19 protein-coding genes and 1 pseudogene are annotated in these 22,883 nt (G+C 72.1%); 5 read left to right on the forward strand and 15 right to left on the reverse strand.

What is annotated here, in order from left to right; translation table 11 throughout:
• Positions 1-46 precede the first annotated feature (46 nt).
• The 3 genes from OHB09_RS08170 to OHB09_RS08180 all read left to right on the forward strand — a co-directional run bounded on the left by OHB09_RS08170 (position 47) and on the right by OHB09_RS08180 (position 3,521).
• Positions 47-748: a hypothetical protein gene (locus tag OHB09_RS08170; protein ID WP_328921782.1), complete on the forward strand. Its 702-nt coding sequence runs from the start codon at positions 47-49 to the stop codon at positions 746-748.
• Between the two features lie 112 nt (positions 749-860).
• The gene (locus OHB09_RS08175) at positions 861-1,685 is read left to right on the forward strand and encodes a thioredoxin domain-containing protein (protein WP_191890238.1); all 825 of its coding nucleotides are present in this window, start codon (positions 861-863) and stop codon (positions 1,683-1,685) included.
• Positions 1,686-1,847: 162 nt separating this feature from the next.
• On the forward strand, positions 1,848-3,521 hold the full coding sequence (locus OHB09_RS08180) for an alkaline phosphatase D family protein (protein ID WP_328922996.1): 1,674 nt from the start codon (positions 1,848-1,850) through the stop codon (positions 3,519-3,521).
• 34 nt (positions 3,522-3,555) lie between these two features.
• On the opposite strand, the gene OHB09_RS08185 is transcribed toward OHB09_RS08180, so the two are convergent.
• Positions 3,556-4,134, reverse strand: a complete 579-nt coding sequence (locus OHB09_RS08185) for a dienelactone hydrolase family protein (RefSeq protein WP_093595843.1) — start codon at positions 4,132-4,134, stop codon at positions 3,556-3,558.
• 174 nt (positions 4,135-4,308) lie between these two features.
• Here OHB09_RS08185 and OHB09_RS08190 point away from each other — a divergent pair, with 174 nt between their 5' ends.
• Complete coding sequence (locus tag OHB09_RS08190) at positions 4,309-5,490, forward strand: mechanosensitive ion channel family protein (RefSeq protein WP_093595846.1); 1,182 nt, start codon at positions 4,309-4,311, stop codon at positions 5,488-5,490.
• A 48-nt stretch (positions 5,491-5,538) separates the two neighbouring features.
• Here OHB09_RS08190 and OHB09_RS08195 read toward each other — a convergent pair whose 3' ends face one another.
• From OHB09_RS08195 to OHB09_RS08215, 5 genes and pseudogenes are all read right to left on the reverse strand, one after another.
• Positions 5,539-7,128, reverse strand: coding sequence for a Na+/H+ antiporter (locus OHB09_RS08195; RefSeq protein WP_006143562.1), 1,590 nt, complete (start codon positions 7,126-7,128; stop codon positions 5,539-5,541).
• 92 nt (positions 7,129-7,220) lie between these two features.
• The gene (locus tag OHB09_RS08200; protein WP_006143563.1) at positions 7,221-7,748 is read right to left on the reverse strand and encodes a GNAT family N-acetyltransferase; all 528 of its coding nucleotides are present in this window, start codon (positions 7,746-7,748) and stop codon (positions 7,221-7,223) included.
• Positions 7,745-8,689 carry an RluA family pseudouridine synthase gene (locus OHB09_RS08205; RefSeq protein WP_006143564.1) on the reverse strand — a complete coding sequence of 315 codons (945 nt, stop codon included), beginning with the start codon at positions 8,687-8,689 and terminating at the stop codon, positions 7,745-7,747. The genes OHB09_RS08200 and OHB09_RS08205 overlap by 4 nt, the downstream gene beginning before the upstream one ends.
• Positions 8,690-8,783: 94 nt before the next feature.
• Complete coding sequence (lspA, locus tag OHB09_RS08210; RefSeq protein ID WP_191890239.1) at positions 8,784-9,524, reverse strand: signal peptidase II; 741 nt, start codon at positions 9,522-9,524, stop codon at positions 8,784-8,786.
• A gap of 82 nt (positions 9,525-9,606) precedes the next feature.
• A pseudogene (locus tag OHB09_RS08215) lies at positions 9,607-10,111 on the reverse strand (TraR/DksA family transcriptional regulator); the annotation flags it as partial.
• Between the two features lie 656 nt (positions 10,112-10,767).
• On the opposite strand from OHB09_RS08215, the gene ileS reads away from it, so the two are divergent.
• A complete protein-coding gene (gene ileS, locus OHB09_RS08220) occupies positions 10,768-13,911 on the forward strand; it encodes an isoleucine--tRNA ligase (RefSeq protein WP_191890240.1) in 3,144 nt (1,047 codons plus the stop codon).
• Positions 13,912-14,084: 173 nt separating this feature from the next.
• Here the strand turns inward: ileS and OHB09_RS08225 are convergent, their stop codons facing one another.
• From OHB09_RS08225 to ftsW, 9 genes are all read right to left on the reverse strand, one after another.
• Positions 14,085-15,335: a DivIVA domain-containing protein gene (locus OHB09_RS08225; protein WP_006143573.1), complete on the reverse strand. Its 1,251-nt coding sequence runs from the start codon at positions 15,333-15,335 to the stop codon at positions 14,085-14,087.
• A 52-nt stretch (positions 15,336-15,387) separates the two neighbouring features.
• Entirely contained in the window at positions 15,388-15,678 is a 291-nt protein-coding gene (locus OHB09_RS08230; RefSeq protein ID WP_006143575.1) for a YggT family protein, read from the reverse strand.
• A 63-nt stretch (positions 15,679-15,741) separates the two neighbouring features.
• On the reverse strand, positions 15,742-16,374 hold the full coding sequence (locus OHB09_RS08235; protein WP_006143576.1) for a cell division protein SepF: 633 nt from the start codon (positions 16,372-16,374) through the stop codon (positions 15,742-15,744).
• Between the two features lie 130 nt (positions 16,375-16,504).
• Positions 16,505-17,224 (reverse strand): YggS family pyridoxal phosphate-dependent enzyme, encoded by a 720-nt coding sequence (locus OHB09_RS08240; RefSeq protein ID WP_328921783.1) that lies wholly within the window; start codon positions 17,222-17,224, stop codon positions 16,505-16,507.
• 6 nt (positions 17,225-17,230) lie between these two features.
• Positions 17,231-17,971 carry a peptidoglycan editing factor PgeF gene (pgeF, locus tag OHB09_RS08245; protein ID WP_006143579.1) on the reverse strand — a complete coding sequence of 247 codons (741 nt, stop codon included), beginning with the start codon at positions 17,969-17,971 and terminating at the stop codon, positions 17,231-17,233.
• Positions 17,968-19,161, reverse strand: a complete 1,194-nt coding sequence (gene ftsZ / locus OHB09_RS08250; RefSeq protein WP_006143580.1) for a cell division protein FtsZ — start codon at positions 19,159-19,161, stop codon at positions 17,968-17,970. The genes pgeF and ftsZ overlap by 4 nt, the downstream gene beginning before the upstream one ends.
• A 287-nt stretch (positions 19,162-19,448) precedes the next feature.
• A complete protein-coding gene (locus tag OHB09_RS08255; protein ID WP_328921784.1) occupies positions 19,449-20,321 on the reverse strand; it encodes a cell division protein FtsQ/DivIB in 873 nt (290 codons plus the stop codon).
• 25 nt (positions 20,322-20,346) lie between these two features.
• On the reverse strand, positions 20,347-21,435 hold the full coding sequence (murG, locus tag OHB09_RS08260; RefSeq protein ID WP_006143582.1) for an undecaprenyldiphospho-muramoylpentapeptide beta-N-acetylglucosaminyltransferase: 1,089 nt from the start codon (positions 21,433-21,435) through the stop codon (positions 20,347-20,349).
• A 6-nt stretch (positions 21,436-21,441) separates the two neighbouring features.
• A complete protein-coding gene (ftsW, locus tag OHB09_RS08265; RefSeq protein ID WP_006143583.1) occupies positions 21,442-22,788 on the reverse strand; it encodes a putative lipid II flippase FtsW in 1,347 nt (448 codons plus the stop codon).
• Positions 22,789-22,883 lie beyond the last annotated feature (95 nt).

The raw sequence follows: 22,883 nt of genomic DNA on the forward strand, positions 1-22,883 counted from the left end.
CCTTTAGGGGCCGCTTACCGGAGCGCATGGGACACTCTCCAGCGCGATGGACATATCAGCGACCCACCTCAGAGCCGTACGCGCGGCGCTGTTCACGGCGATCGTCGTGACGCTCGGCACCGCGTCGCACGTGCTGCTGTCCGGGGTCCCGCTGCCGACGGCCACGGTGACGGTGACCGCCGTCGCCGTGTTCGCCCTCGCCTACCTCCTCGCCGGGCGCGAGCGCGGCTTCGGACGGATCGCGGCGCTCCTGGTCCCGCTGGAACTGGGCGCCGACACGATCTTCACCACCGGGCAGCACGCCTGCTACGGCCCCGCGGGCGGCCCGGTCACCGGTCCGCTGCGCTCGGTCGGCTGGGACGTGCTGTGCCGCGGCGGCGGGGTCGGCACCCCGCTCGGGCACATGACCGGCTCCGGCGCCGCCCGGGTCTCCACCCTGCTCGCCGACCCGGCCACCGCCTGGCTGCTGCTCGCCGCCCACGTGGGCGTGGGACTCCTCGCCGCCCTCTGGCTGCACCGCGGCGAGCGGGCCCTGGCCCAGTTGCTGCGGGCGGCCGGCGCGCTCACCTTCCGCCCGCTGCTGCTGGCGGTCGCCGCGGTCACGGTACGGCGCCGCCCGCCGGCCCGCACCGCGCTCCCCGCGCCTCCGGCGGCCCCCGCCCCCCGCACCCGGCTGTTCACGCACTCCCTGGGCCTACGGGGCCCGCCGCGTGCCGCCGTCCCCTCCCCCGCGTACACCCTCGTCTGAGGCGCGTGGCGCGGGCGCCCTCGCGCGGGGCGGGACGGCACCCGAGCACGGCCCCCACCCGAAGCATCCCGCGTACCCCACCGGTACGCGCGTTCCCACGGAGATCACCCACATGAGCAAGCGAAACAGCCCCGCGGCGAAGTCGGCGGCCCGGGAGCGGCTGCGCCAGGAGCGCGAGCGCCAGGCCAAGCGCGACAAGGCCAAGCGGCAGGTCATCGTGGCCGGCTCCATCGTCGCGGTCCTCGCGATAGCCGGCGGCATCAGCTACGCGGTCGTGCAGGCCAACAAGCCCGACGGCTGGGAGGCCGTCCGGGACCAGAAGCTCGTCCAGCCGGCCCACACCACGGGCAAGAACGGCACGACCGTCGTCGTCGGCAAGGACAGCGCGAAGAAGACCCTCACGATGTACGAGGACCCGCGCTGCCCCGTCTGCGCCCAGTTCGAGCAGTCCGTCGGCACGACGGTCGACAAGGACGTCGAGAGCGGCAAGTACAAGATCCAGTACGTGGGTGCCACGTTCATCGACAACAACATCCCCGGAGAGGGATCCAAGAACGCCCTCAGCGCGCTGGGCGCCGCCCTGAACGTCAGCCCCGAGGCCTTCCTGGACTACAAGAGCGCCCTCTACTCGGCGAAGTACCACCCCGAGGAGACCGAGGACAAGTTCGCGAAGGACGACTACCTGATCAAGGTCGCGGACACGGTCAAGGAGCTCAAGGGCAACAAGACCTTCCAGAACGCCGTCGAGAAGGGCACCTACGACAAGTGGGCCCTGCTGATGAGCGACAAGTTCGACGCGGACGGCAAGAAGTACGGATTCGGCGGCACGCCCACGCTGATGATGGACGGCAAGGTCCTCACCGGCAGCGACGGCAAGAACGCGCCGATGACGACGGAGGACTTCAGCACCGCCATCGGCAAGGCCCTCGCCTCCTGAGGGCGTTGACCCGGCGACCGACGGCGGGCGGACTTCCTGGGGTTCGCCCGCCGGCGGGCGTCGCGGTCACTAGCCTGATCGTCCGTGACTCCCAGCCGACACGGATCGCCCGATCCCCGCACGCCCGCCGACGCGCCGGCGCCCCCCGCGCCCGTCCCGTCCATCCCCTCGCCCTCCACCTCGCCCGAGGAGACCTCCCGGCTGGCGGAGGCCCTCGCCCCGCTGCGCCGCACGGTCGTCAAGGCGGCCGCCGCGACCGCCGGGTTCGTCGGTCCGCTGGCCGCCGCGCTGCCCGCCCGGGCCGCGCCCGGCACGACCGCCTTCCTGCACGGCGTGGCCTCCGGGGACCCGCTGCCCGACGGCGTCCTGCTGTGGACCCGGGTGACCCCGACCCCCGAGGCGGTGCCCGGCTCCGGGCTCGGACCCGACGTCCGGGTCGGCTGGGTCCTCGCCGCCGACCGGGCGTTCACCGACGTCGTCGCCAAGGGTTCCGTCACCGCGAGCGCCGCCACCGACCACACCGTCAAGGCGGACGTGCGCGGGCTGCGGCCGGCCACCGACTACTGGTTCCGCTTCACCGCCGGGCCCGCCGAGTCCCCCGTCGCCCGCACCCGCACCGCCCCGGCCGCCGACGCCCCCGTCGACCACCTGCGGCTGGGCGTGGTGGCCTGCGCCAACTGGGAGGCCGGGCACTTCTCCGCCTACCGCCATCTGGCGGCCCGCGGCGACCTGGACGCCTGGCTGCATCTCGGCGACTACATCTACGAGTTCCCCACCGGCCAGTACGCCCACCGCGGCACCGTCGTGCGCCCGCACTCCCCGGCGCACGAGATCGTCACGCTCGCCGACTACCGCGTACGCCACGGCACCTACAAGACCGACCCCGATCTGCAGGCCCTGCACCACACCGCGCCGGTCGTCGCGATCTGGGACGACCACGAGTTCGCCGACAACGCCTGGTCCGGCGGCGCGGGCAACCACACCGAGGGCGCGGAGGGGAGCTGGACGGACCGCCAGGCCGCCGCGAAACAGGCGTACTTCGAGTGGATGCCGGTCCGGCCCTCGACCGAGGGCACCACCTACCGGCGGCTGCGCTTCGGCACGCTGGCCGACCTGTCCCTGCTCGATCTGCGCACCTTCCGCTCCGAGCAGGCGGCCACCGGCAGCGGCTCGGTCGACGACCCGGGCCGCACGCTCACCGGGCGCGCCCAGCTCGACTGGCTCAAGGCGGGACTGACGGCCTCCGACACCACCTGGCACCTGGTCGGCAACTCGGTCATGATCGCGCCCTTCGCCGTGGGCTCCCTCTCCGCCGCCCTGCTGCGGCCCCTGGCCGAGCTGTTCGGCAAGCCCAAGGAGGGACTCGCCCTCAACACCGACCAGTGGGACGGCTACACCCACGACCGGCGCGAACTCCTCGCCCACCTGCGGGAGAACGGCATCCGCAACACCGTCTTCCTCACCGGAGACATCCACATGGCCTGGGCCAACGACGTGCCCTTCGAGGCCAGGTCGTACCCGGGCTCCGGCTCGGCCGCCACCGAGTTCGTCGTCACCTCGATCACCTCCGACAACCTCGACGACTTCGTCAAGGCACCCGAGGGCACCATCTCGGCGATGGCCGCCCCCCTGATCCGGGCGGCCAACAAGCACGTCCGCTGGGTCGACACCGACCGGCACGGCTACGGCGTACTCGACCTCGACCGCGAGCGGGCGCAGATGGACTTCTACGTCCTGTCCGACCGCCGGGACCCGGCCGCGTCCTCCTCCTGGGCCCGCTCGTACCGCACGCTCAACGGCAGCCAGCGCGTCGAGCGGGCCAAGGACCCGGTGTGAGCGCCTCGCGTCCGCGCGGGGAGGTGCCGCGGGGTCAGGAGGGCTCCAGCGTGCCGAGGAAGCCGAGCGCCACCCGCCAGGTGGCCTCGGCCGCCTCCTCGTCGTAGTCGGGGAGGTCGGGGTCCGTGTAGAGGTGCCCGGCGCCCGCGTACCGGTACACCTCCACGTCGGCGCCCGCCCGGCGCATCTGCAGGTACCAGGCGCTCAGCCAGTCGTCCGGCTCGAACGGGTCGGGCTCGGCCACGTGCAGCTGCACCGGCAGGTCGTCCACCGAGGCGTTCGGCGCGAGGTCCGAGGTGCCGTGCAGGAGCAGCAGTCCACGCGCCTTCGCGTCGCCGAGCGCGAGGGTCTGGGCGGTAGCGGCGCCCAGCGAGAGACCCGCGTAGACCAGGCCGCGCTCGGAGTACGGGGCGGCGGCCAGCACCGCCCGCTTCAGCAGCCCCTCCTTGCCGAGCTCCTCACGGTAGGCCCGGCTCTCCTCGACCGAGTCGAACGTACGGCCGTCGAACAGGTCCGGGGTCCAGACCCGGTGCCCGGCGGCACGCAGCCGGTCGGCGGCGGAGTGGACGGCGGGCCGCAGTCCGTACGTCGAGTGGAAGAGCATGATGTCCATGCGCCCATGGTGCCAGCCACCACTGACGGTCACCGACCGCCGGACCCCGCCCCGGCACCCGGGGCGCCGCTCGCGTGAGGTCGCTCACGCGGGGGCGGGCGGGGGCGGGGCGCTACCCGGGATCACCGGAGCCACACATGTTCATGCCTCCCGGTGCCGGTTACGTTCGGAGGCATGGAGAACGTACTCCGGCCCGTGATCGTCGTCGGCGGCGCGGTCGTGCTCACCCTGTTCCTCGGGTGGGCCTGCGACCGGCTGCTGCGCCAGGCCGACCAACGGCACCACGAAACCCCCCTGTGGGGGCTGCTGCGCCGCGGCCGCGTCCCCTACCAGCTCGTGCTGTGCGCCGCCCTGCTCAGAGGCTCCTACGACGAGGCGAAACTGCTCCAGGAGCACCACGTCGGCGTCGCCCGCACCCTGACCCTGGTGCTGATCGGCTCCGCCGCCTGGCTGGTGATCCGGATCGCGGCGGCCGTCGTGGAGACCTCGTACACCCGCTACGCGCGCGCCCACCGCGATCCGGCGCGGGTGCGCCGGGTGCGGACCCAGGTCACGCTGATCATGCGGGTCGTCTCGGCGGTCGTCGGGGTGGTCGCGGTCGCCGCGATGCTGCTGACCTTCCCCGCGATGCGGGCCGCCGGCGCCTCGATCCTGGCCTCCGCGGGCATCGTCGGCATCGTCGCCGGTGTCGCGGCACAGTCCACCCTCAGCAACATGTTCGCGGGGCTGCAGATCGCCTTCGGCGACATGGTCCGCATCGGCGACACCGTGGTGGTGGACGGCGAGTGGGGCACCGTCGACGAGATCACGCTGACCTTCCTGACGGTGCGGACCTGGGACGAGCGCCGGATCACCATGCCGGTCTCGTACTTCACCTCCAAGCCCTTCGAGAACTGGTCGCGCGGCGGCGTGCAGATGACCGGCACGGTGTACTTCCACGTCGACCACAGCGCGCCCGTGGAGGCGATGCGCGAACGGCTGCGGGACATCCTGCGGCAGTGCCCGGCCTGGGACGGACGCGCCTACGGCCTGGTGGTCACCGACACCACGCCCAACACCATGGAGGTGCGGGCGCTGGTGACGGCGAAGGACGCGGACGACATCTGGACGGTGCGGGTCACGGTCCGCGAGGAGATGATCCGCTGGCTGAGCGAGCACCACCCGTACGCGCTGCCCCGGGTCAACACGGCGGAGGCGGTGCGGCCGCCGCACCATCTCGACGGGCGCTTCGACGTCCCGGGCGCCCGGCCCGCCCCCGCGGAGGAGACGCGGCGCGGACGGCCCGGCGGCACGCGGTCCCGGCAGTCGGACGGGGCGGGCTGGGTCACGGCCAACCGCTCCCCCGGCAAGGGCTGAGCGGCCGCCGGGGCGGACCCAGGGGGCGGGGCGGCCCCAGGGGGCGGGTCAGCGCAGGCTGCGGACGTCCAGGTGGCGCAGGACGCGGTCGACGACCTCGGGGTCCGCGCCCGGCTCGCCGCGGGCCGCGAGGATCTCGTGCCGGGCGGCGCTCAGCATCTCGCCCTGGATCCGCCGGATCCGCTTCAGCCTCCGCGCCCGCTTCTCGTGCGCCTCCATGCGCTCGTCCTCCACGACGTCGGGGGTGATCCGCACCCCGAGGTCGAAGGCCCGGCGCAGCATCTGCTCGAACAGTTCCTCGGGCAGGTCCTCCTCCCGCTCGATCTCCGCGAGCCGCTCCTTGGCCGCCCGGGCCGCGCGGACGGCGAGTTCCTTCTCGAACTCCTTCTCCCGCGCGGTGTCGGCCTGGACGCCCAGCCTCCGCACCAGCCAGGGCAGGGTCAGGCCCTGCAGGACGAGCGTCACCACGATGACCACGAAGGCGATGAAGACGATCTCGTCCCGGTCGGGGAAGGGCGAGCCGTCGTCCATCTCCAGCGGGATGGCGAGCGCCAGCGCGACCGAGGCCACCCCGCGCATCCCCGACCACCACATCACGATGGTCTCCCGCCAGCTCGTCGGGATGTCCTCCTCCTGGTCGCCCCGCCTGCTGTGCAGCCACTGGGTCAGCCAGGTGGCCGGCAGCAGCCACAGCAGGCGGACGAGGATGACGACGCCGACGACCGCCCCGGCCCAGCCGAGCATCTCGCCCCAGTGGTTCTCGGCCGTCGCGATGGCGTGGTGCAGCTCCAGGCCGATCAGCCCGAAGGCCACACCCGTGACCAGGGTGTCCACGACCTCCCAGAAGCTGTGTCCGGCGAGCCGGGTGAGCACGTCGTCGGGGTCGGTGCCGTACTCGGCGAGGAACAGCGCGGTGGTGAGCACCGCCAGCACGCCCGAGCCGTGCAGCTCGTCGGCCAGGACGTAGGAGGCGAAGGGCACCAGCAGGGTGAGCCCGATCTGCAGCGTGGCGTCGTTGAGGATGTCCATCAGCTTGTTGGACACCCAACCCAGCGCCGCGCCGACCGCGACGGCCACGACCGCGGAGAGCAGCAGTTCCAGCACGGCCCCGGACACCGAGAACGAGCCGCTGACGGCGGCGGCGATGGCCACGTGGTACAGCGTGATCGCGGTGACGTCGTTGAAGAGGCCCTCGCCCTCCAGGATGGAGACGAGGCGGCGGGGCAGCCCGAGCTGCCCGGCGACGGCGGTCGCGGCGATCGGGTCGGGCGGCGCGACCAGCGCGCCGAGCGCGACGGCGGCGGCGATCGGCAGCCCGGGGACGACGGCGCTCGCGGTGGCGGCGACCGCGATCATGGTGACGAACACCAGGGCCACGGCCAGCAGGAAGATGGGCCGTTTATTGGCCGTGAACTGCCGCCAGGAGGTGCGCCGCACCGCCGCGTACAGCAGCGGCGGCAGCAGCGCGGGCAGGATCAGGTCGGGCGGGATGTCGACATTGGGCACGAAGTCGGGCAGGGCCAGCACGAGCCCGAGGAGGGTCATCAGTACCGGCGAGGGGAGCCCCAGCCGGTCCCCCACCGGGACGCTCACCACGGCCCCGACCAACAGCACGAACAGCAGGGCCAGCTGGTCCACGGTCAGCGCTCCCGGGGTCTGGGACGATCAAGAGGGGCCGGAGATCCAGACTGCCACGCCGCCCCCGGCGGGGACCGCACCGGCACACTCCGTCAGCCGTCCCCCGCCGCGCCGCCGCCCCGTCCGTCTCGGAGGGGGCGGCGCATCGCCCGGTGGGGCATCCCGGCGTCCGGGAACTCCGGCCCGTACGCCTCGTACCCCAGACGTGCGTAGAAACCCAGCGCGTGGGTCTGCGCGTGCAGATCGACGCCGGTCAGGCCGCGCTCCCGGGCGGCCTCCTCGATCGCCCGCACCAGGGCCGCCCCGACGCCGAGACCGCGCGCCTCCTCGACGACCGCGAGCCGCCCGAGCGAGCCCACCGAGGGCTCGCCGCCGTTCCTCGCGGCGGCCGCCGGGCCGTACAGCAGCCGGCCGGTGCCGAGCGGCAGTCCGTCCTCCCGGCGCAGCGCCAGGACGTGGACCGCGCCGGCGTCGTGGGCGTCGTACTCGATGTCCTCGGGCACGCCCTGTTCGAGGACGAAGACCTCCTTGCGCACCGCGAAGCATGCCTCGCGGTCGGCTGGGTCCTCGGCGACGCGTATCTCGTACCGCTGCCGTCCGGCGCCGGCCGGCGCGTTCACGCGTAGGTCTCCTCGCGCACCTGGTCCAGGGCCTGCCGCAGGTCCTCGGGGTACTCGCTGGCGAACTCGACCCACTCGCCGTCACCGGGGTGCTCGAAGCCGAGGCGGACGGCGTGCAGCCACTGGCGGGTCAGCCGCAGCCGCTTGGCGAGGGTGGGGTCGGCGCCGTAGGTGAGGTCGCCGACGCAGGGGTGGCGGTGGGCGGCCATGTGGACCCGGATCTGGTGGGTGCGGCCGGTCTCCAGCTTCACGTCGAGCAGGGAGGCGGCGCGGAACGCCTCGATCAGGTCGTAGTGCGTCACGGAGGGCTTGCCCTCCGCGGTGACGGCCCACTTGTAGTCGTGCTGCGGGTGGCGGCCGATGGGGGCGTCGATGGTGCCGCTGGTCGGGTCGGGGTGGCCCTGGACGAGGGTGTGGTAGCGCTTGTCGACCGTGCGTTCCTTGAACTGGCGCTTGAGGGAGGTGTACGCCCGCTCGGACTTGGCCACCACCATCAGGCCCGAGGTGCCCACGTCGAGGCGGTGCACGATGCCCTGGCGCTCGGCGGCGCCGGAGGTGGAGACGCGGTACCCGGCGGCGGCCAGGCCGCCGATCACGGTGGTACCGGTCCAGCCGGGGCTCGGGTGCGCGGCCACACCGACGGGCTTGACGACGACGACCACGTCCTCGTCGTCGTACACGATCTCCATGCCCTCGACGGGCTCGGCGACGACCCGCACCGGCGCGGCGGCCTGCGGCATCTCGACCTCGAGCCAGGCGCCGCCGTGGACCCGCTCGGACTTGCCCACCGCCGAGCCGTCGACGTGCACCTTGCCCGCCGAGGCGAGCTCGGCCGCCTTCGTGCGGGAGAAGCCGAACATGCGGGAGATGGCGGCGTCTACGCGCTCGCCCTCCAGGCCGTCGGGCACGGGCAGGGTGCGGATCTCGGGAAGCGTGCTCACCCGTCGAGTATGCCGGACGGGCCGGGCACTCCCGTACGGGCCTGTGGACAACCCCCGTGGGCGACCCTGTGGACGGACCGCCTCGGGCGGGCGCTCAGTCCTTGTGGACGGTGCCGTCCGGGTCCAGGCCGCGGAAGGACAGCAGCACGATCAGGATGCCGCCGCACACGATCGCCGAGTCCGCCAGGTTGAAGACGGCGAAGTGCTTGGGCGAGATGAAGTCGACGACGGCGCCCTTGAAGACGCCGGGCGCGCGGAAGATCCGGTCGGTGAGGTTGCCCAGCGCCCCACCGAGGAGCAGGCCGAGCGCGATCGCCCAGGGCACGCTGTAGAGCTTGCGGGCGAGGCGGGCGATCACCACGATGACGGCGGCCGCGATCACCGTGAAGATCACGGTGTACGCCTCGCCGAAGCTGAAGGCGGCTCCCGCGTTGCGGATCGCCTCGAGCTGGAGCCAGTCCCCGATGAGGCGCACGGGGGCGTGGTGCTCCAGCCGGGCCACCACGACGATCTTGCTGACCAGGTCGAGGACGTAGGCGAACGCGGCCACGGAGAACAGCACGGCGATCCGCCGCCGGCCCCGGGTCCGGTCGGCGACGGCCGCACCGGACGCGTCGTCCGCCGAGGCCGCGGCTGCCTGGGGGGCGCCGGCCCGCGTGGAGTCGTCGTCCGCCCGCGTGGAGCCCTCGTCGCCCCGCGTGGCGTCCTGTTCCGCTCCCGCGTCGGCGGAGGGTGCGGCGGGGCGCGCGGCGGCCCGGTCGCGGGCCCCCTCGGGCCCGGCCCCCGCCGCCTCCGGCATGTCCGGCGTACCGATGATGCGCTCCGCCTCTGCCACGTGAATCCCTCGACCTAGGTACCTGACTGAGGACGAGAGTACGACACGTCACCCCCGTACCCGGTGCCCAGGCGGCGGGCGCTCAGAAACGGCGTTCCTGTTTCTGCTTGCACTCGACGCACAGCGTGGCACGCGGGAAGGCCTGCATCCGGGCCTTGCCGATGGGGTCGCCGCAGTTCTCGCACAGGCCGTAGGTGCCCGCGTCGAGACGGTCGAGGGCGCGCTCGGTCTGCTCCAGCATCTCGCGCGCGTTGGCGGCGAGGGCCAGTTCGTGCTCGCGCGTGATGTTCTTGGTGCCGGTGTCGGCCTGGTCGTCGCCGGCGCCGTCCCCGGAGTCGCGCATCAGGCCGGCGAGCGCCCGCCCCGAGGAGTCGAGCTCGGTGCGTAGCCGCATCAGCTCGGACTGCAGTGCGGCCCGGGCCTCCGCGACCTCGTCGGGCGTCCAGGGGTCCTCACCCGGACGTACCGCGAGGTCACCGGGGTCCGCCGCGGCGAGCCGCGCCGTGGGCACGGGGGTGGGGTCCTTGGCCGCCGTGGCCGTGCCAGGAGTCTTCTTAGCAACCACCGTGGGCTCCCGTCTGCTTCGCGGGGTGGTTCGGGTCGTGTGGTGCCGGGTGCTTCGCCGTCATGGCCACGCCCGTTCACGGAGTGGTCCGGCCGGCTCACGAATCGTGCTGGGACGATAAGTCGACTTGTGACCCCCGGCAACGGGGCATGCCGGTGAGGATCCGCCCGGCGGGTGCCGGGCGGCGAGCATGAAAGCGTTGTGCCCAGCTCCCGGCCGGGTAATCCGCCCGGCGCCCCGCCGCGGAATCCGGACGCCGTCCCGGTGCCGTTCGGGTCACCCCGCGCGGCCGCCGCCCGCGTCCCGGAGCCTGCGGCAGACCGGTCGGCCGCTGTCGGCCCGGCGCCGTACACTGGGCGCAGCGAGAAGCGTGGATGGGGACGAGTAGCGGCGTACGCAGCCCAGAGCGACCCGGGGACGGTGGGAGCCCGGGGGCGAGCGCGGCGCGAAGATCACCCCGGAGCCGCCGGAAGAAAGCCCCCGCGGGCCCCGTCACCGGGACCGGCGAGGGCGAGTAGACCCGGCATCGCGACCCCAATGAGGGGGCCCGCCGGGGCGCAGGGTGCGCCGGGGGGCCAAGGAGGGTGGTACCGCGGGAGCCCGCCGCACACGGCGTACGCACGAGTGGCTCTCGTCCCTCCGACGGAAGGCAGCAAGTCCGTTGGAGGAATCACGCTGATGACAGCGCCGACGTACCGCCAGGTGCCCGCACAGGTCGACCTGCCCGCGCTCGAGCACGCGGTGCTCGACTTCTGGCGCGAGCAGAAGATCTTCGCCAAGAGCCTGGAACAGTCTGCGGGCCGCCCCGAGTGGGTGTTCTACGAAGGCCCGCCCACCGCCAACGGCATGCCGGGCGCCCACCACATCGAGGCCCGCGTCTTCAAGGACGTCTTCCCGCGTTTCCGCACCATGCGCGGCTACCACGTGGCGCGCAAGGCGGGCTGGGACTGCCACGGCCTCCCCGTCGAGCTGGCGGTGGAGAAGGAGCTCGGCTTCACCGGCAAGAAGGACATCGAGGCGTACGGCATCGCCGAGTTCAACGCCAAGTGCCGCGAGTCGGTGACCCGCCACACGGACGCCTTCACCGAGCTGACGACCCGCATGGGCTACTGGGTCGACCTGGACGACGCCTACCGCACGATGGACCCCGAGTACGTGGACTCGGTGTGGTGGTCGCTGAAGGAGATCTTCGACAAGGGCCTGCTCGTCCAGGACCACCGGGTCGCCCCGTGGTGCCCGCGCTGCGGCACGGGCCTGTCCGACCACGAGCTGGCGCAGGGCTACGAGACGGTCGTCGACCCCTCGGTCTACGTCCGCTTCCCGCTCACCTCCGGCCCGCTGGCCGGCGAGGCCGCGCTGCTGGTGTGGACGACGACGCCCTGGACCCTGGTGTCCAACACGGCCGTCGCCGCGCACCCGGAGGTCACCTACGTCCTCGCGACGGACGGAACGGAGAAGCTGGTCGTCGCCGAGCCGCTGCTCGACAAGGCGCTCGGCGAGGGCTGGGAGAGCACCGGGCGGACCTTCACCGGCGCCGAGATGGAGCGCTGGACCTACCGGCGCCCCTTCGAGCTGGTCGAGTTCACCGAGCCCGCGCACTACGTCGTCAACGCCGAGTACGTCACCACCGAGGACGGCACAGGTCTGGTCCACCAGTCCCCCGCCTTCGGTGAGGACGACCTCAAGGTGTGCCGGGCCTACGGACTGCCCGTGGTCAACCCGGTGCGCCCCGACGGCACCTTCGAGGAGGACCTCCCGCTGGTCGGCGGCGTCTTCTTCAAGAAGGCCGACGAGGCGCTCACCGAGGACCTCAAGGAGCGCGGCCTGCTCTTCCGGCACCTGCCGTACGAGCACAGCTACCCGCACTGCTGGCGCTGCCACACCGCGCTGCTCTACTACGCGCAGCCGTCCTGGTACATCCGCACCACCGCCGTCAAGGACCGGCTCCTCGAGGAGAACGAGAAGACCAACTGGTACCCGGAGCGGATCAAGCACGGCCGGTACGGCGACTGGCTCACCAACAACATCGACTGGGCGCTGTCCCGCAACCGCTACTGGGGCACGCCGCTGCCCGTCTGGCGCTGCACGGAGGACCACCTCACGGTGGTCGGCTCGCGCGCGGAACTCACCGAGCTGACCGGCACCGACCAGTCCGGGCTCGACCCGCACCGCCCGTTCATCGACGAGGTCACCTTCGTCTGCCCCGAGGAGGGCTGCGAGGCGCAGGCGACCCGCGTGCCGGAGGTCATCGACGCCTGGTACGACTCGGGCTCGATGCCGTTCGCGCAGTGGGGCTACCCGTACAAGAACAAGGAGCTGTTCGAGAGCCGGTACCCGGCGCAGTTCATCTCCGAGGCGATCGACCAGACCCGCGGCTGGTTCTACACGCTGATGGCCATCGGCACCCTGGTGTTCGACAAGTCCTCCTACGAGAACGTCGTCTGCCTGGGCCACATCCTCGCCGAGGACGGCCGCAAGATGTCCAAGCACCTGGGCAACATCCTGCAGCCGATCCCGCTCATGGAGCAGCACGGCGCCGACGCGGTGCGCTGGTTCATGGCGGCCGGCGGCTCCCCCTGGGCGGCCCGCCGGGTCGGCCACGGCAACCTCCAGGAGGTCGTGCGCAAGACGCTGCTGACCTACTGGAACACGGTCGCCTTCCAGGCCCTGTACGCCCGCACCTCCGGCTGGGCGCCGAGCGGGGCGGACCCGGCTCCGGCCGAGCGCCCGCTGCTCGACCGCTGGCTGCTGAGCGAGCTGCACGCGCTGACCGACCAGGTGACCCGGTCCCTGGAGGGCTACGACACCCAGCGCGCCGGCAAGCTGCTGTCCGCCTTCGTCGACGACCTCTCGAACTGGTACGTGCGCCGCTCCCGGCGCCGGTTCTGGCAGGGCGACAAGGCCGCGCTGCGCACCCTGCACGAGGTCGTCGAGACGGTGACGAAGCTGATGGCCCCGCTGACCCCGTTCCTCACCGAGCGGGTCTGGCAGGACCTGGTGGTGCCGGTGACGCCGGGCGCGCCCGAGTCCGTGCACCTGTCCTCCTGGCCGGAGGCCGACCTGGACGCCATCGACCCGGAGCTGTCGCAGCGGATGCTGCTGGTGCGGCGGCTGGTCGAGCTGGGCCGGGCCACCCGTGCCGAGTCGGGCGTCAAGACGCGGCAGCCGCTGCGCCGCGCCCTGATCGCGGCGCACGGCTTCGAGTCCCTGGACCGGGAGCTGCGCGCGCAGATCACGGAGGAGCTGAACGTGGAGTCGTTGGCCTCGCTGAGCGAGGTGGGCGGCTCGCTGGTGGACACCACGGCCAAGGCCAACTTCCGGGCGCTGGGCAAGCGCTTCGGCAAGCGGGTGCAGGACGTGGCGCGGGCGGTCGCGGCGGCGGACGCCGCGGCGCTGTCGCTGGCCCTGCGCGAGGGCACGGCCTCGGTGGAGGTGGACGGCGAGAAGATCTCGCTGGCACCGGACGAGGTGATCATCACGGAGACCCCGCGCGAGGGCTGGTCGGTGGCCTCGGACTCCGGTGCGACGGTCGCGCTCGACCTGGAGATCACCGAGGAGCTGCGCCGGGCCGGGCTCGCGCGGGACGCCATCCGGCTGATCCAGGAGGCGCGGAAGAACAGCGGTCTGGACGTCGCCGACCGGATCGTGCTGCGCTGGGACGCGGTGGAGCCGGGTGTCGTGGCGGCGCTGTCGGAGCACTCCGGGCTGATCGCGGACGAGGTGCTGGCGACGGAGTTCGTGCGCGGGGAGGCGGACGGAACGTTCGGCGACCCGTTCACGGAGGACTCCCTGACCCTCACGTTCCGCCTCCGCAAGGCGTGAGCACGAGGGCCGGGGCGGCGGGCTCACCCCCGCCGCCCCGGCCCGTGCGGACGGCCCGTACGAACAAAACCACTGTGCGGACAACGCGAAGGCGGTCCTGGAGGGGAAACCCTCCGGGACCGCCTTTCGAGTCTGCCGATGACCCGTCGCGTGGCTGGGCCGCTAGGCCGCGCTCAGTTGTCGTCCTCGTCGATCAGGAAACCGCGCATCGGGGACGGCGCCTGGCCCATCGGGGAGGGGCCCTGCGGCCGTACCGGCGCCATCGGCTGCGTCATCGCGGGCGTCATCTGCTGCTGACCGCCGTAGGACGGCGCCGAGGGTCCCTGCGGGCCGCCCATCGACTGGTTGCCGCCGTAGGACGGGGCGCTCGCGCCCGCCGGAGCCATCGACGGCGCCGAGGGCGAGGGCAGGGAGGCCGTGGCCGGAGTGCGCGGCGGGGCCAGCGAGTCGTCGGCCTGGGTCTCCAGCTGGCGCAGCTGCGACTCCAGGTACGACTTCAGCCGCGTGCGGTACTCGCGCTCGAAGCCCCGCAGGTCCTCGACCTTGCGCTCCAGCGTGGCGCGGGCGGACTCCAGGGAGCCCATCGCCACACGGTGCTTCTCCTGCGCGTCCCGCTCCAGGGCGTCGGCCTTGGCGCGGGCGTCCCGCTCCAGGCCCTCGGCACGCGAACGCGCCTCGCCGACGATCTTGTTGGCCTCGGAGCGTGCCTCGGCGATCGCCTGGTCTGCGGTCTGCTGGGCCAGCGAGAGGACACGGGCGGCGCTGTCGCCACCGGGGCCCTGACCGGGGCCGCCCATGGGACCACCCATCGGGCCGGGGCCGCCCATCGGACCGCCCATGGGGCCGCCCATCTGCTGCATGGGCGGCTGGCCGCCCATCGGTCCCTGGCCCATGGGACCGGGGCCCTGGCCCATCGGGCCGGGACCCTGCGGGCCGCCCTGACCGCCACCGGGGCCGGCGGGCAGCTGCGGGGCACCGCTCGGCAGCTGGGGCGGACCACCCATGGGGCCACCCATCTGCTGCTGCGGCGGGCCCGATATGCCGGCGGGTACCGGAGCGCCGGGACCTCGCATGCCCTGCTGCGGGTGCCCCTGCTGCTGGTGCGGGCCGCCCTGGTGCGGGCCGCCCTGCTGGTGAGGACCGCCCTGCTGCTGGTGGGGGCCGCCCTGCTGCTGGTGCGGGCCGCCCTGGTGCGGCGGTCCGTCCTGGCCCTCGGGGGGCTTGCGCATGTTCTGCTGGTTCTGGGCGGCGGCACGCGTGGCCGCGGCCAGCTTGGCGCGCAGGTCCTCGTTCTCGCGCAGCAGCCGGGTCAGCTCGGCTTCGACCTCGTCGAGGAAGGCATCGACCTCGTCCTCGTCATAGCCTTCTCGGAGGCGGACGGTCGTGAACTGCTTGTTCCGCACGTCCTCGGGGGTCAACGGCATTTCTTCACCTCAACGTTGTCGTCGGCAGTCGGCAGGCCCATGTCGTCCACGCTCACCCCAGTGCACTACCCACGAGGGAGATCAGGATGTAGACGATGATCATCAGTACGAAGAAGGACAGGTCGAGCGCCACGCCCCCGAGACGCAGCGGCGGGATGAACCGCCGCAGAAGCTTCAGCGGTGGATCGGTGACAGTGTAGGTCGCCTCGAGGACGACCACCATCGCCCTGCCGGGTTGCCATGAGCGGGCGAACTGGAAGACGTAGTCCATGACCAACCGGAAGATGAGCACCACGAGGAAGCACATCAGCACGACGTAGACGACCTGCACCACCACGCCCATGATCCGTGCGTCCCTCTCCCCTGTTTTCCGTGCGTCGTTCCTGGTACTGCCGGGTACTGCTTCTCAGCTCTGGTTGAAGAACCCGCCCTCTGCGATGCGGGCCTTGTCCTCCGCCGTGACATCGACGTTAGCAGGAGACAACAGGAAGACCTTCTGTGTCACCCGCTCGATGCTGCCGTGAAGACCAAACACCAGACCGGCCGCAAAGTCGACAAGTCGCTTCGCGTCCGTGTCATCCATCTCGGTCAAGTTCATGATCACCGGGGTGCCCTCACGGAAGTGTTCCCCGATGGTACGGGCCTCGTTGTAGGTCCGGGGGTGCAGTGTCGTGATCCGGTACGGCTCTCGTTCCGACACGACCTTGGGCATGATCACCGGTGCGTTCTTCTCCAGGCTGGCGCGTTCTTGTGTGATGGATGCCACGGGCGCGATGCGTGCCGGACGTCCGGATTCCGCGGGAAGCGAAGCGGCGTGGGGCAGCGGGTCGCGCGGGGCGGGCGGCTGTACCGCTCGTACCGATTCGTCCCGTTGCGACTGAAGTGACTGATGTGACGGCTCGTGCCGACGGCGCTCCCGTTCGGGCTCCGGGTCGAGCTCCGGTTCGAAGTCGTCATCGGGGTCGAAGCCCCTGCCGTCGTACCCATCGTCCTCCACGAGGCCGAGGTAGACCGCCATCTTGCGCATCGCGCCGGCCATGCTCCGAGTCCTCCGCTCTGTGGTGGATCCACTGACGACTTGCCAAGTGCCCGCGATCCACGAGGTCGTTACGCCCGCCTACCAGCGGTAATGACCATATTTTCTGCTGTGGTCCGACTTCCTGGCGACGTTACCCGAGCCCGGGGCGGACTCCGAGTACCGCAGTGCCGACGCGCACATGTGTCGCTCCGGCCGCCACGGCCTCCTCGAGGTCCCTACTCATCCCCGCGGAAACCATGTTCGCAGCAGGATGTGTCTTGCGCAGTACGGTCGACAAATCCATCAACCGCTCGAACGCCGCCTGTTGACGTCCGGCGTACTCACCGGTGAGGGGCGCGACGGTCATCAGTCCGTCGAGCCGCAGCCCCGGAGCCTCCTCGACCAGGGCGGCCAACTCCCCGACGCCGTCGGGACCGACGCCGCCCCGCTCGCCCCGCCCGCTCTCCCCCGCGTCCAATGCGACCTGCAGCAGGCAGCCCACCTCGCGGCCGATGCGAACGGCCTCCCGGGAGAGCGCCATGACGAGCCGGGCGCGGTCCACGGACTGCACGAGAGAGGCGTAACCGAGCACGGAACGCACCTTGTTGGTCTGCAACTGGCCCACGAAGTGCCAGGTGAGCGGCAGATCCGAACAGGCGGCGGCCTTGGGGGCCGCGTCCTGGTCCCGGTTCTCGGCGACGTGCCGCACGCCGAGTTCGGCGAGGAGCCGCACATCGCTCGCGGGGTAGGTCTTGGTGACCACGATCAGGGTCACCTCCTCCCGCGCACGTCCCGCGGCCGCGCACGCGGCGGCGATGCGGTCCTCCACCTTCGCGAGATTCGCGGCGAGTTGCGTCCTGCGGTCGCTCATGTTCCTTCAGTCCAGCCAGACATAACCGGCGAGCCGCCCGGTGGTGCGGTCGCGCCGGTAGGAGAAGTGGTCGCCCGACTCCCGGGTGCACACCGACGAGTGCGTCCGGTCGCGCACTCCGAGCCGTTCGAGCTGGGCGTGCACCCCGGCGGCCACGTCGAGCGCCGGCGTACCCCAACTCGTCTCGGCGTGCGCCGCCGGCTCGACGGCGGTCACTTCGGCGCGCAGTTCCTCGGGCACCTCGTAGCAGCGGCCGCAGACGGCGGGACCGGTGCGAGCGGTGATCCGGGAGGGTTCGGCGCCCAGTCCGGTCATCGCGCGGACGGCGGCGGGGACGACGCCCGCCGCCATGCCGGGGCGCCCGGCGTGCGCGGCGGCGGCCACCCCGGCGACGGGGTCGGCGAGCAGCACGGGCACGCAGTCGGCGGTGAGGACGGCGAGGGCGAGGCCGCGGCGCGTGGTGACGAGCGCGTCCACGGCGGGGAGTTCGGCGGTGCCGCTCTCCCAGGGTCCGTCGACGACGGCCACCTCGGCGCCGTGCACCTGGTTCATCCAGACGACGGCCCCGGGGTCGAGACCCAGGGACTTCGCGGCCAGTTCGCGGTTGGTGCGCACGGCGTCGGGGTCGTCACCGACCGCCCCGCCGAGGTTGAGCTCCTCGTACGGAGCGGCGCTCACCCCGCCCCACCGGTCGGTGAAGGCGAAGTGCGCGCCACTCGGGTCGGGAGCGTCGAGGGGGCCTATCACTTGAGGAAGTCCGGAACGTCCAGTTCCTCGGCGGCGCTGTCCGAGTAGGTCCGCGAGGGCGGGACCGGCGGGCCGGCCGGGAGGTCGTTCACCGGCTCCGGGGCGGGCTCCGGCGCGGCCTCCTTGGGGGTGACGCTGCCGAGCGAACCGAAGGACGGGCGGCTCTCCGCCTGCCGCACCGGGGCGGGCTCCTCGCGCTTGACCGAGGAGGAGCCGAGGACGGTGTCCCGCTTGGACGGCGGCTGACCGCCGTCGAAGCCGGCGGCGATGACGGTGACCCGTACCTCGTCGCCGAGCGCGTCGTCGATGACCGCGCCGAAGATGATGTTGGCCTCGGGGTGGGCGGCCTCGCTGACGAGCTGGGCCGCCTCGTTGATCTCGAACAGGCCGAGGTCGCTGCCGCCGGAGATGGAGAGCAGCACGCCCCGGGCACCGTCGATGGAGGCCTCGAGCAGCGGCGAGGAGATCGCCATCTCGGCCGCGGCCACCGCGCGGTCGTCGCCGCGGGCGGAGCCGATGCCCATGAGCGCCGAACCGGCCTCGGACATGACGGACTTCACGTCGGCGAAGTCGAGGTTGATCAGGCCGGGGGTGGTGATGAGGTCGGTGATGCCCTGGACACCGGAGAGCAGGACCTGGTCGGCCGACTTGAAGGCGTCCAGGACCGAGACCTGGCGGTCCGAGATGGACAGCAGGCGGTCGTTGGGGATGACGATGAGGGTGTCGACCTCTTCACGGAGCTCGGCGATGCCGTCCTCCGCCTGGTTGGCGCGGCGCCGGCCCTCGAAGGTGAACGGGCGGGTGACCACGCCGATGGTGAGGGCGCCCAGCGAGCGGGCGATGTTGGCCACGACCGGTGCTCCGCCGGTGCCGGTGCCGCCGCCCTCACCGGCTGTCACGAAGACCATGTCGGCCCCCTTGAGGACCTCCTCGATCTCCTCGCGGTGGTCCTCCGCGGCCTTGCGGCCGACGGCCGGGTTGGCTCCGGCGCCGAGTCCGCGGGTGAGTTCGCGGCCGACATCGAGCTTGACGTCGGCGTCGCTCATCAACAGCGCCTGCGCGTCGGTGTTGATGGCGATGAACTCGACGCCCTTGAGACCGACCTCGATCATCCGGTTGATGGCATTGACACCACCGCCGCCGACACCGATGACTTTGATGACTGCGAGGTAGTTCTGCGGTGCTGCCACGTCGAAGGCCTCTCGCCTCGAGTTACGTGTCGCCGCATCACCGGAGCACTGCCGGCTCCGCGATCCGACGACTGATGCCGAATGGGACGGTCCGAACGCCGACCCGAACCCTAACGCTGAAGTTTAGGGTTACCAGTGTGTCTGTTCCTTGAAGTCTTCTGAACAGGACACTAAGTCGACAAGTGGCGCGCGTTCAACGAACACGCCGAACCTCCCGTTTTTCTTTTCACCCTATGTGATCAGCCGTAGCGCTGCCCAACCAGGGTGCTGGCCTGCGCGGATGCGCGTCAACTCCCCGATGACGCGGGGGCGGTGGGGACGCTGACGTCGAAGTGCCGTGCGCGAGGAGCCGCTTTCATCAGCGCGGTGAGAGTACGGGCCTTCGCGCGCCCCTGCTCCGCGCTGCCCCACAACACGGTGCGGCCACCCCTCAACTCCAGCGAGACGGAGTCGTAGGAACGGACCTTGACGGCGCGGGTGTCGCGGGCGACCCCGGCCGGGAGGTCCCGGGCGACGTCCACCGCCGCGCGCGTCAGCCGCTCGGTGCCGAAGCGGCGGGCGGAGGCGCCGCGGACCACGTCCCATTCCAGCAGGGGGGCGCCGTCGGGAACGCGGGAGACGGTGGCGAAGCGCACGCCCTTTTTGTCCACTTCGACATATTTTCGCGCTTTATTATTATTACCGTCCCCCGTGCCCTGCTGATCGCTTTTTTCCACTTCATCGGATTTACCGGATACGCCAGATTCACCGGTTTCCTCGATCAGGAGGACCGGGACACGCTCCGTGACCTTCAGCGTGATTCCGTGCGGCCAGGAGCGGGACACCTCGACCGTGTCGATACGCGGCAGCTCCCCGCGCAGCCGCGCCTCGATCGCGTCCGTGTCCACGGACAGCAGCGCCGAGCCGAGCGGCACCCGAGCCGTCGAGCGCACCCGCTCGGGGGTGAGCACCCGGGTCCCCGAGACCGAGACATGCTCGGTGCGCAGCCACGGGGACCCGTAGAGGAGCCAGCCGAGGCCGGTGCCGAGGACCACGGTGGCGACCGCGAGGAGGACGAGGGTGCGGCGGCGGGGCAGCCGCCGCCGCAGGGGCGGCCGGGGCGGGCCGGACTTCTTCGGCTGCTGCCGTTCGCCGCGTTCGGCGGTGGTGGGTCCGGCCACGCTCCTGCCCTTTCGTCATACGGTGCTAACGGCGCGAGGCGATCGCCTCGTACACCATGCCGACGAGCAGCTCGTCGGCGTCCCGGCGGCCGAACTCACCGGCCGCGCGCGACATCTCGTACAGCCGGTGCGGGTTGGCGAGCACGGGCAGGACGGTGTCCCGGACCCAGTCGGGGGTCAGGTCCGCGTCGTCGACCAGCAGTCCGCCGCCGGCCTTGACCAGCGGCTGGGCGTTCAGCCGCTGTTCGCCGTTGCCGATGGGCAACGGGACGTAGGCGGCCGGGAGCCCGACAGCGGAGAGTTCGGCGACGGTCATCGCGCCCGCACGGCAGAGCATCATGTCGGCCGCGGCGTACGCGAGGTCCATCCGGTCCAGGTAACTTACCGGGATGTAGGGGGGCATCCCCGGCATCTGCTGCACCTGCGGCAGTTCGTTCTTCGGTCCGACCGCGTGCAGGATCTGGATGCCCGCCTGCTGGAGCCAGGGGGCGACCTGCTGGACGACCTCGTTGAGCCGCCGGGCGCCCTGCGAACCGCCGGAGACCAGCAGCGTCGGCAGGTTGGGGTCGAGCCCGAACGCCGCCCGGGCCTCGGGGCGCACGGCGGCCCGGTCCAGGGTGGCGATGGTGCGGCGCAGCGGGATGCCGATGTACCGGGCGCCGCGCAGCTTGCTGTCCGGCGTGGATACGGCGACCTGGGCTGCGTACCGCGAGCCGATCTTGTTGGCCAGTCCCGGGCGGGCGTTGGCCTCGTGGATCACGATCGGCACGCCGAGCCGCTTGGCGGCCAGGTAGGCGGGCAGCGCGACGTAGCCGCCGAACCCGGCCACGGCGTCCGCCTTGGTGCGCTCCAGGATCTGCTCGGCCGCCTTGATCGTGCCCCGCAGCCGGCCCGGGACCGTGATCAACTCGGGGGTGGGTTTGCGCGGCAGGGGGACGGCGGGGATCAGCGCGAGTTCGTAGCCACGTTCGGGAACGAGACGTGTCTCGAGTCCGCGCTCCGTGCCCAGGGCCGTGATCCCCACGGTCGGGTCCTGCCTGCGCAGGGCGTCCGCGAGGGCGAGCGCGGGCTCGATGTGGCCGGCGGTCCCTCCACCGGCGAGGACGACATGCACCGAAATTCACCGCTCTCCGGACGGACGCGCCCGTGGGGCGCGCCGTCGCATCGTGTTCCATCTCCTGGCGGCCCGAGGGCCGCCAGCCCGCTTTCTACCAAAGCGAGGTTGCCGCATGGCGAGCGCCGCCCGCGCAGCGGGGTCGTCGCGCGCGAAGGCGATCAGCAACCCGATGGCGAACATGGTCGGCAGCAGGGCGGACCCTCCGTAGGAGAACAGCGGGAGCGGGACACCGGCGATCGGCAGCAGACCGAGCACCGCACCGACGTTGATCACCGCCTGCGCGGTGATCCAGGTGGTCACGCCTCCCGCGGCATACCTCACGAAGGGGTCCTCCGTGCGTCCGGCCACGCGGATACCCGCATAGCCTAGAGCCGCGAACAGGGCGAGCACCGACAGTGTGCCCGCGAGGCCCAGTTCCTCACCGGTGATGGCGAAGATGAAGTCGGTGTGGGCTTCGGGCAGTTGTCCCCATTTCTCCACGCTGGCGCCGAGCCCGGAACCGAACAGCCCGCCCGAGGCGAGCGCGTAGATGCCGTGCACCGCCTGCCAGCAGGAGTCGTCGGGGCCGGGGTCGGTGGCGCCCAGGCAGCCGAGCCGGGCCATACGGTTGGGGCTGGTCCTGATCAGGACGGTGCCGATGAGGGCGGCGATGCCGAGCACTCCCGCGAACATCCGGGTGGGCGCCCCGGCCAGCCAGAGCAGGCCGAACAGGATCGCGGTGAGGATGATCGCGGTGCCCATGTCGCCGCCGAGCATGATCAGTCCGAGGAGCAGGCCGGCCGCGGGGACCAGCGGCACCAGCATGTGCTTCCACTGGGTCAGCAGCCGCTTGTCCTGTTTGCGGGCGAGCAGGTCGGCACCCCACAGCACGAGCGCGAGCTTGCCGAACTCGCTGGGCTGGATCTGGAAGGAGCCGCCCAGCGCGATCCAGTTCTGGTTGCCGTTGACCGCGACCCCTATCCCCGGCACCTGCACGAGCATCATCAGGAAGACCGAGCCGGCCAGGATGGGGTAGGCGAGCGCGCGGTGCAGCCGCACCGGCATCCGGGAGGCGGCGAGCAGCAGGCCGGTGCCGATCACGGCGGCCATGAACTGCTTGCGGAAGAAGTACGAGCCCGAGAGCGACATCTGCAGCGCGGTGATCTGCGAGGCCGAGTAGACCATCACCAGGCCGAGCCCGGTGATCAGCAGGCTGCTGCCGAGGATCAGGTAGTAGGCGGTGAGCGGCCGGTCCCAGGCCTTGCGGGCCCGCGCGTGCAGGCGGTGCAGGGCCGTGTCGCCGGGGGGCCGGACGGCGGCGGCCGGGGGTCTCCTGCCGGGCGGGCGGGGTGCGGTGCGGCTGCCGGGCATCAGCGGCACCCGCCGGGGCCCGTCGGCGGCAGTCCCCGGTGCTCGGACCACATCGCTTCCACGCGTCCTCCCATTCCGGCACCGCCGGCAACGGC

This window comes from Streptomyces griseoaurantiacus, from assembly GCF_036189845.1.
GTDB lineage: Bacteria > Actinomycetota > Actinomycetes > Streptomycetales > Streptomycetaceae > Streptomyces > Streptomyces griseoaurantiacus.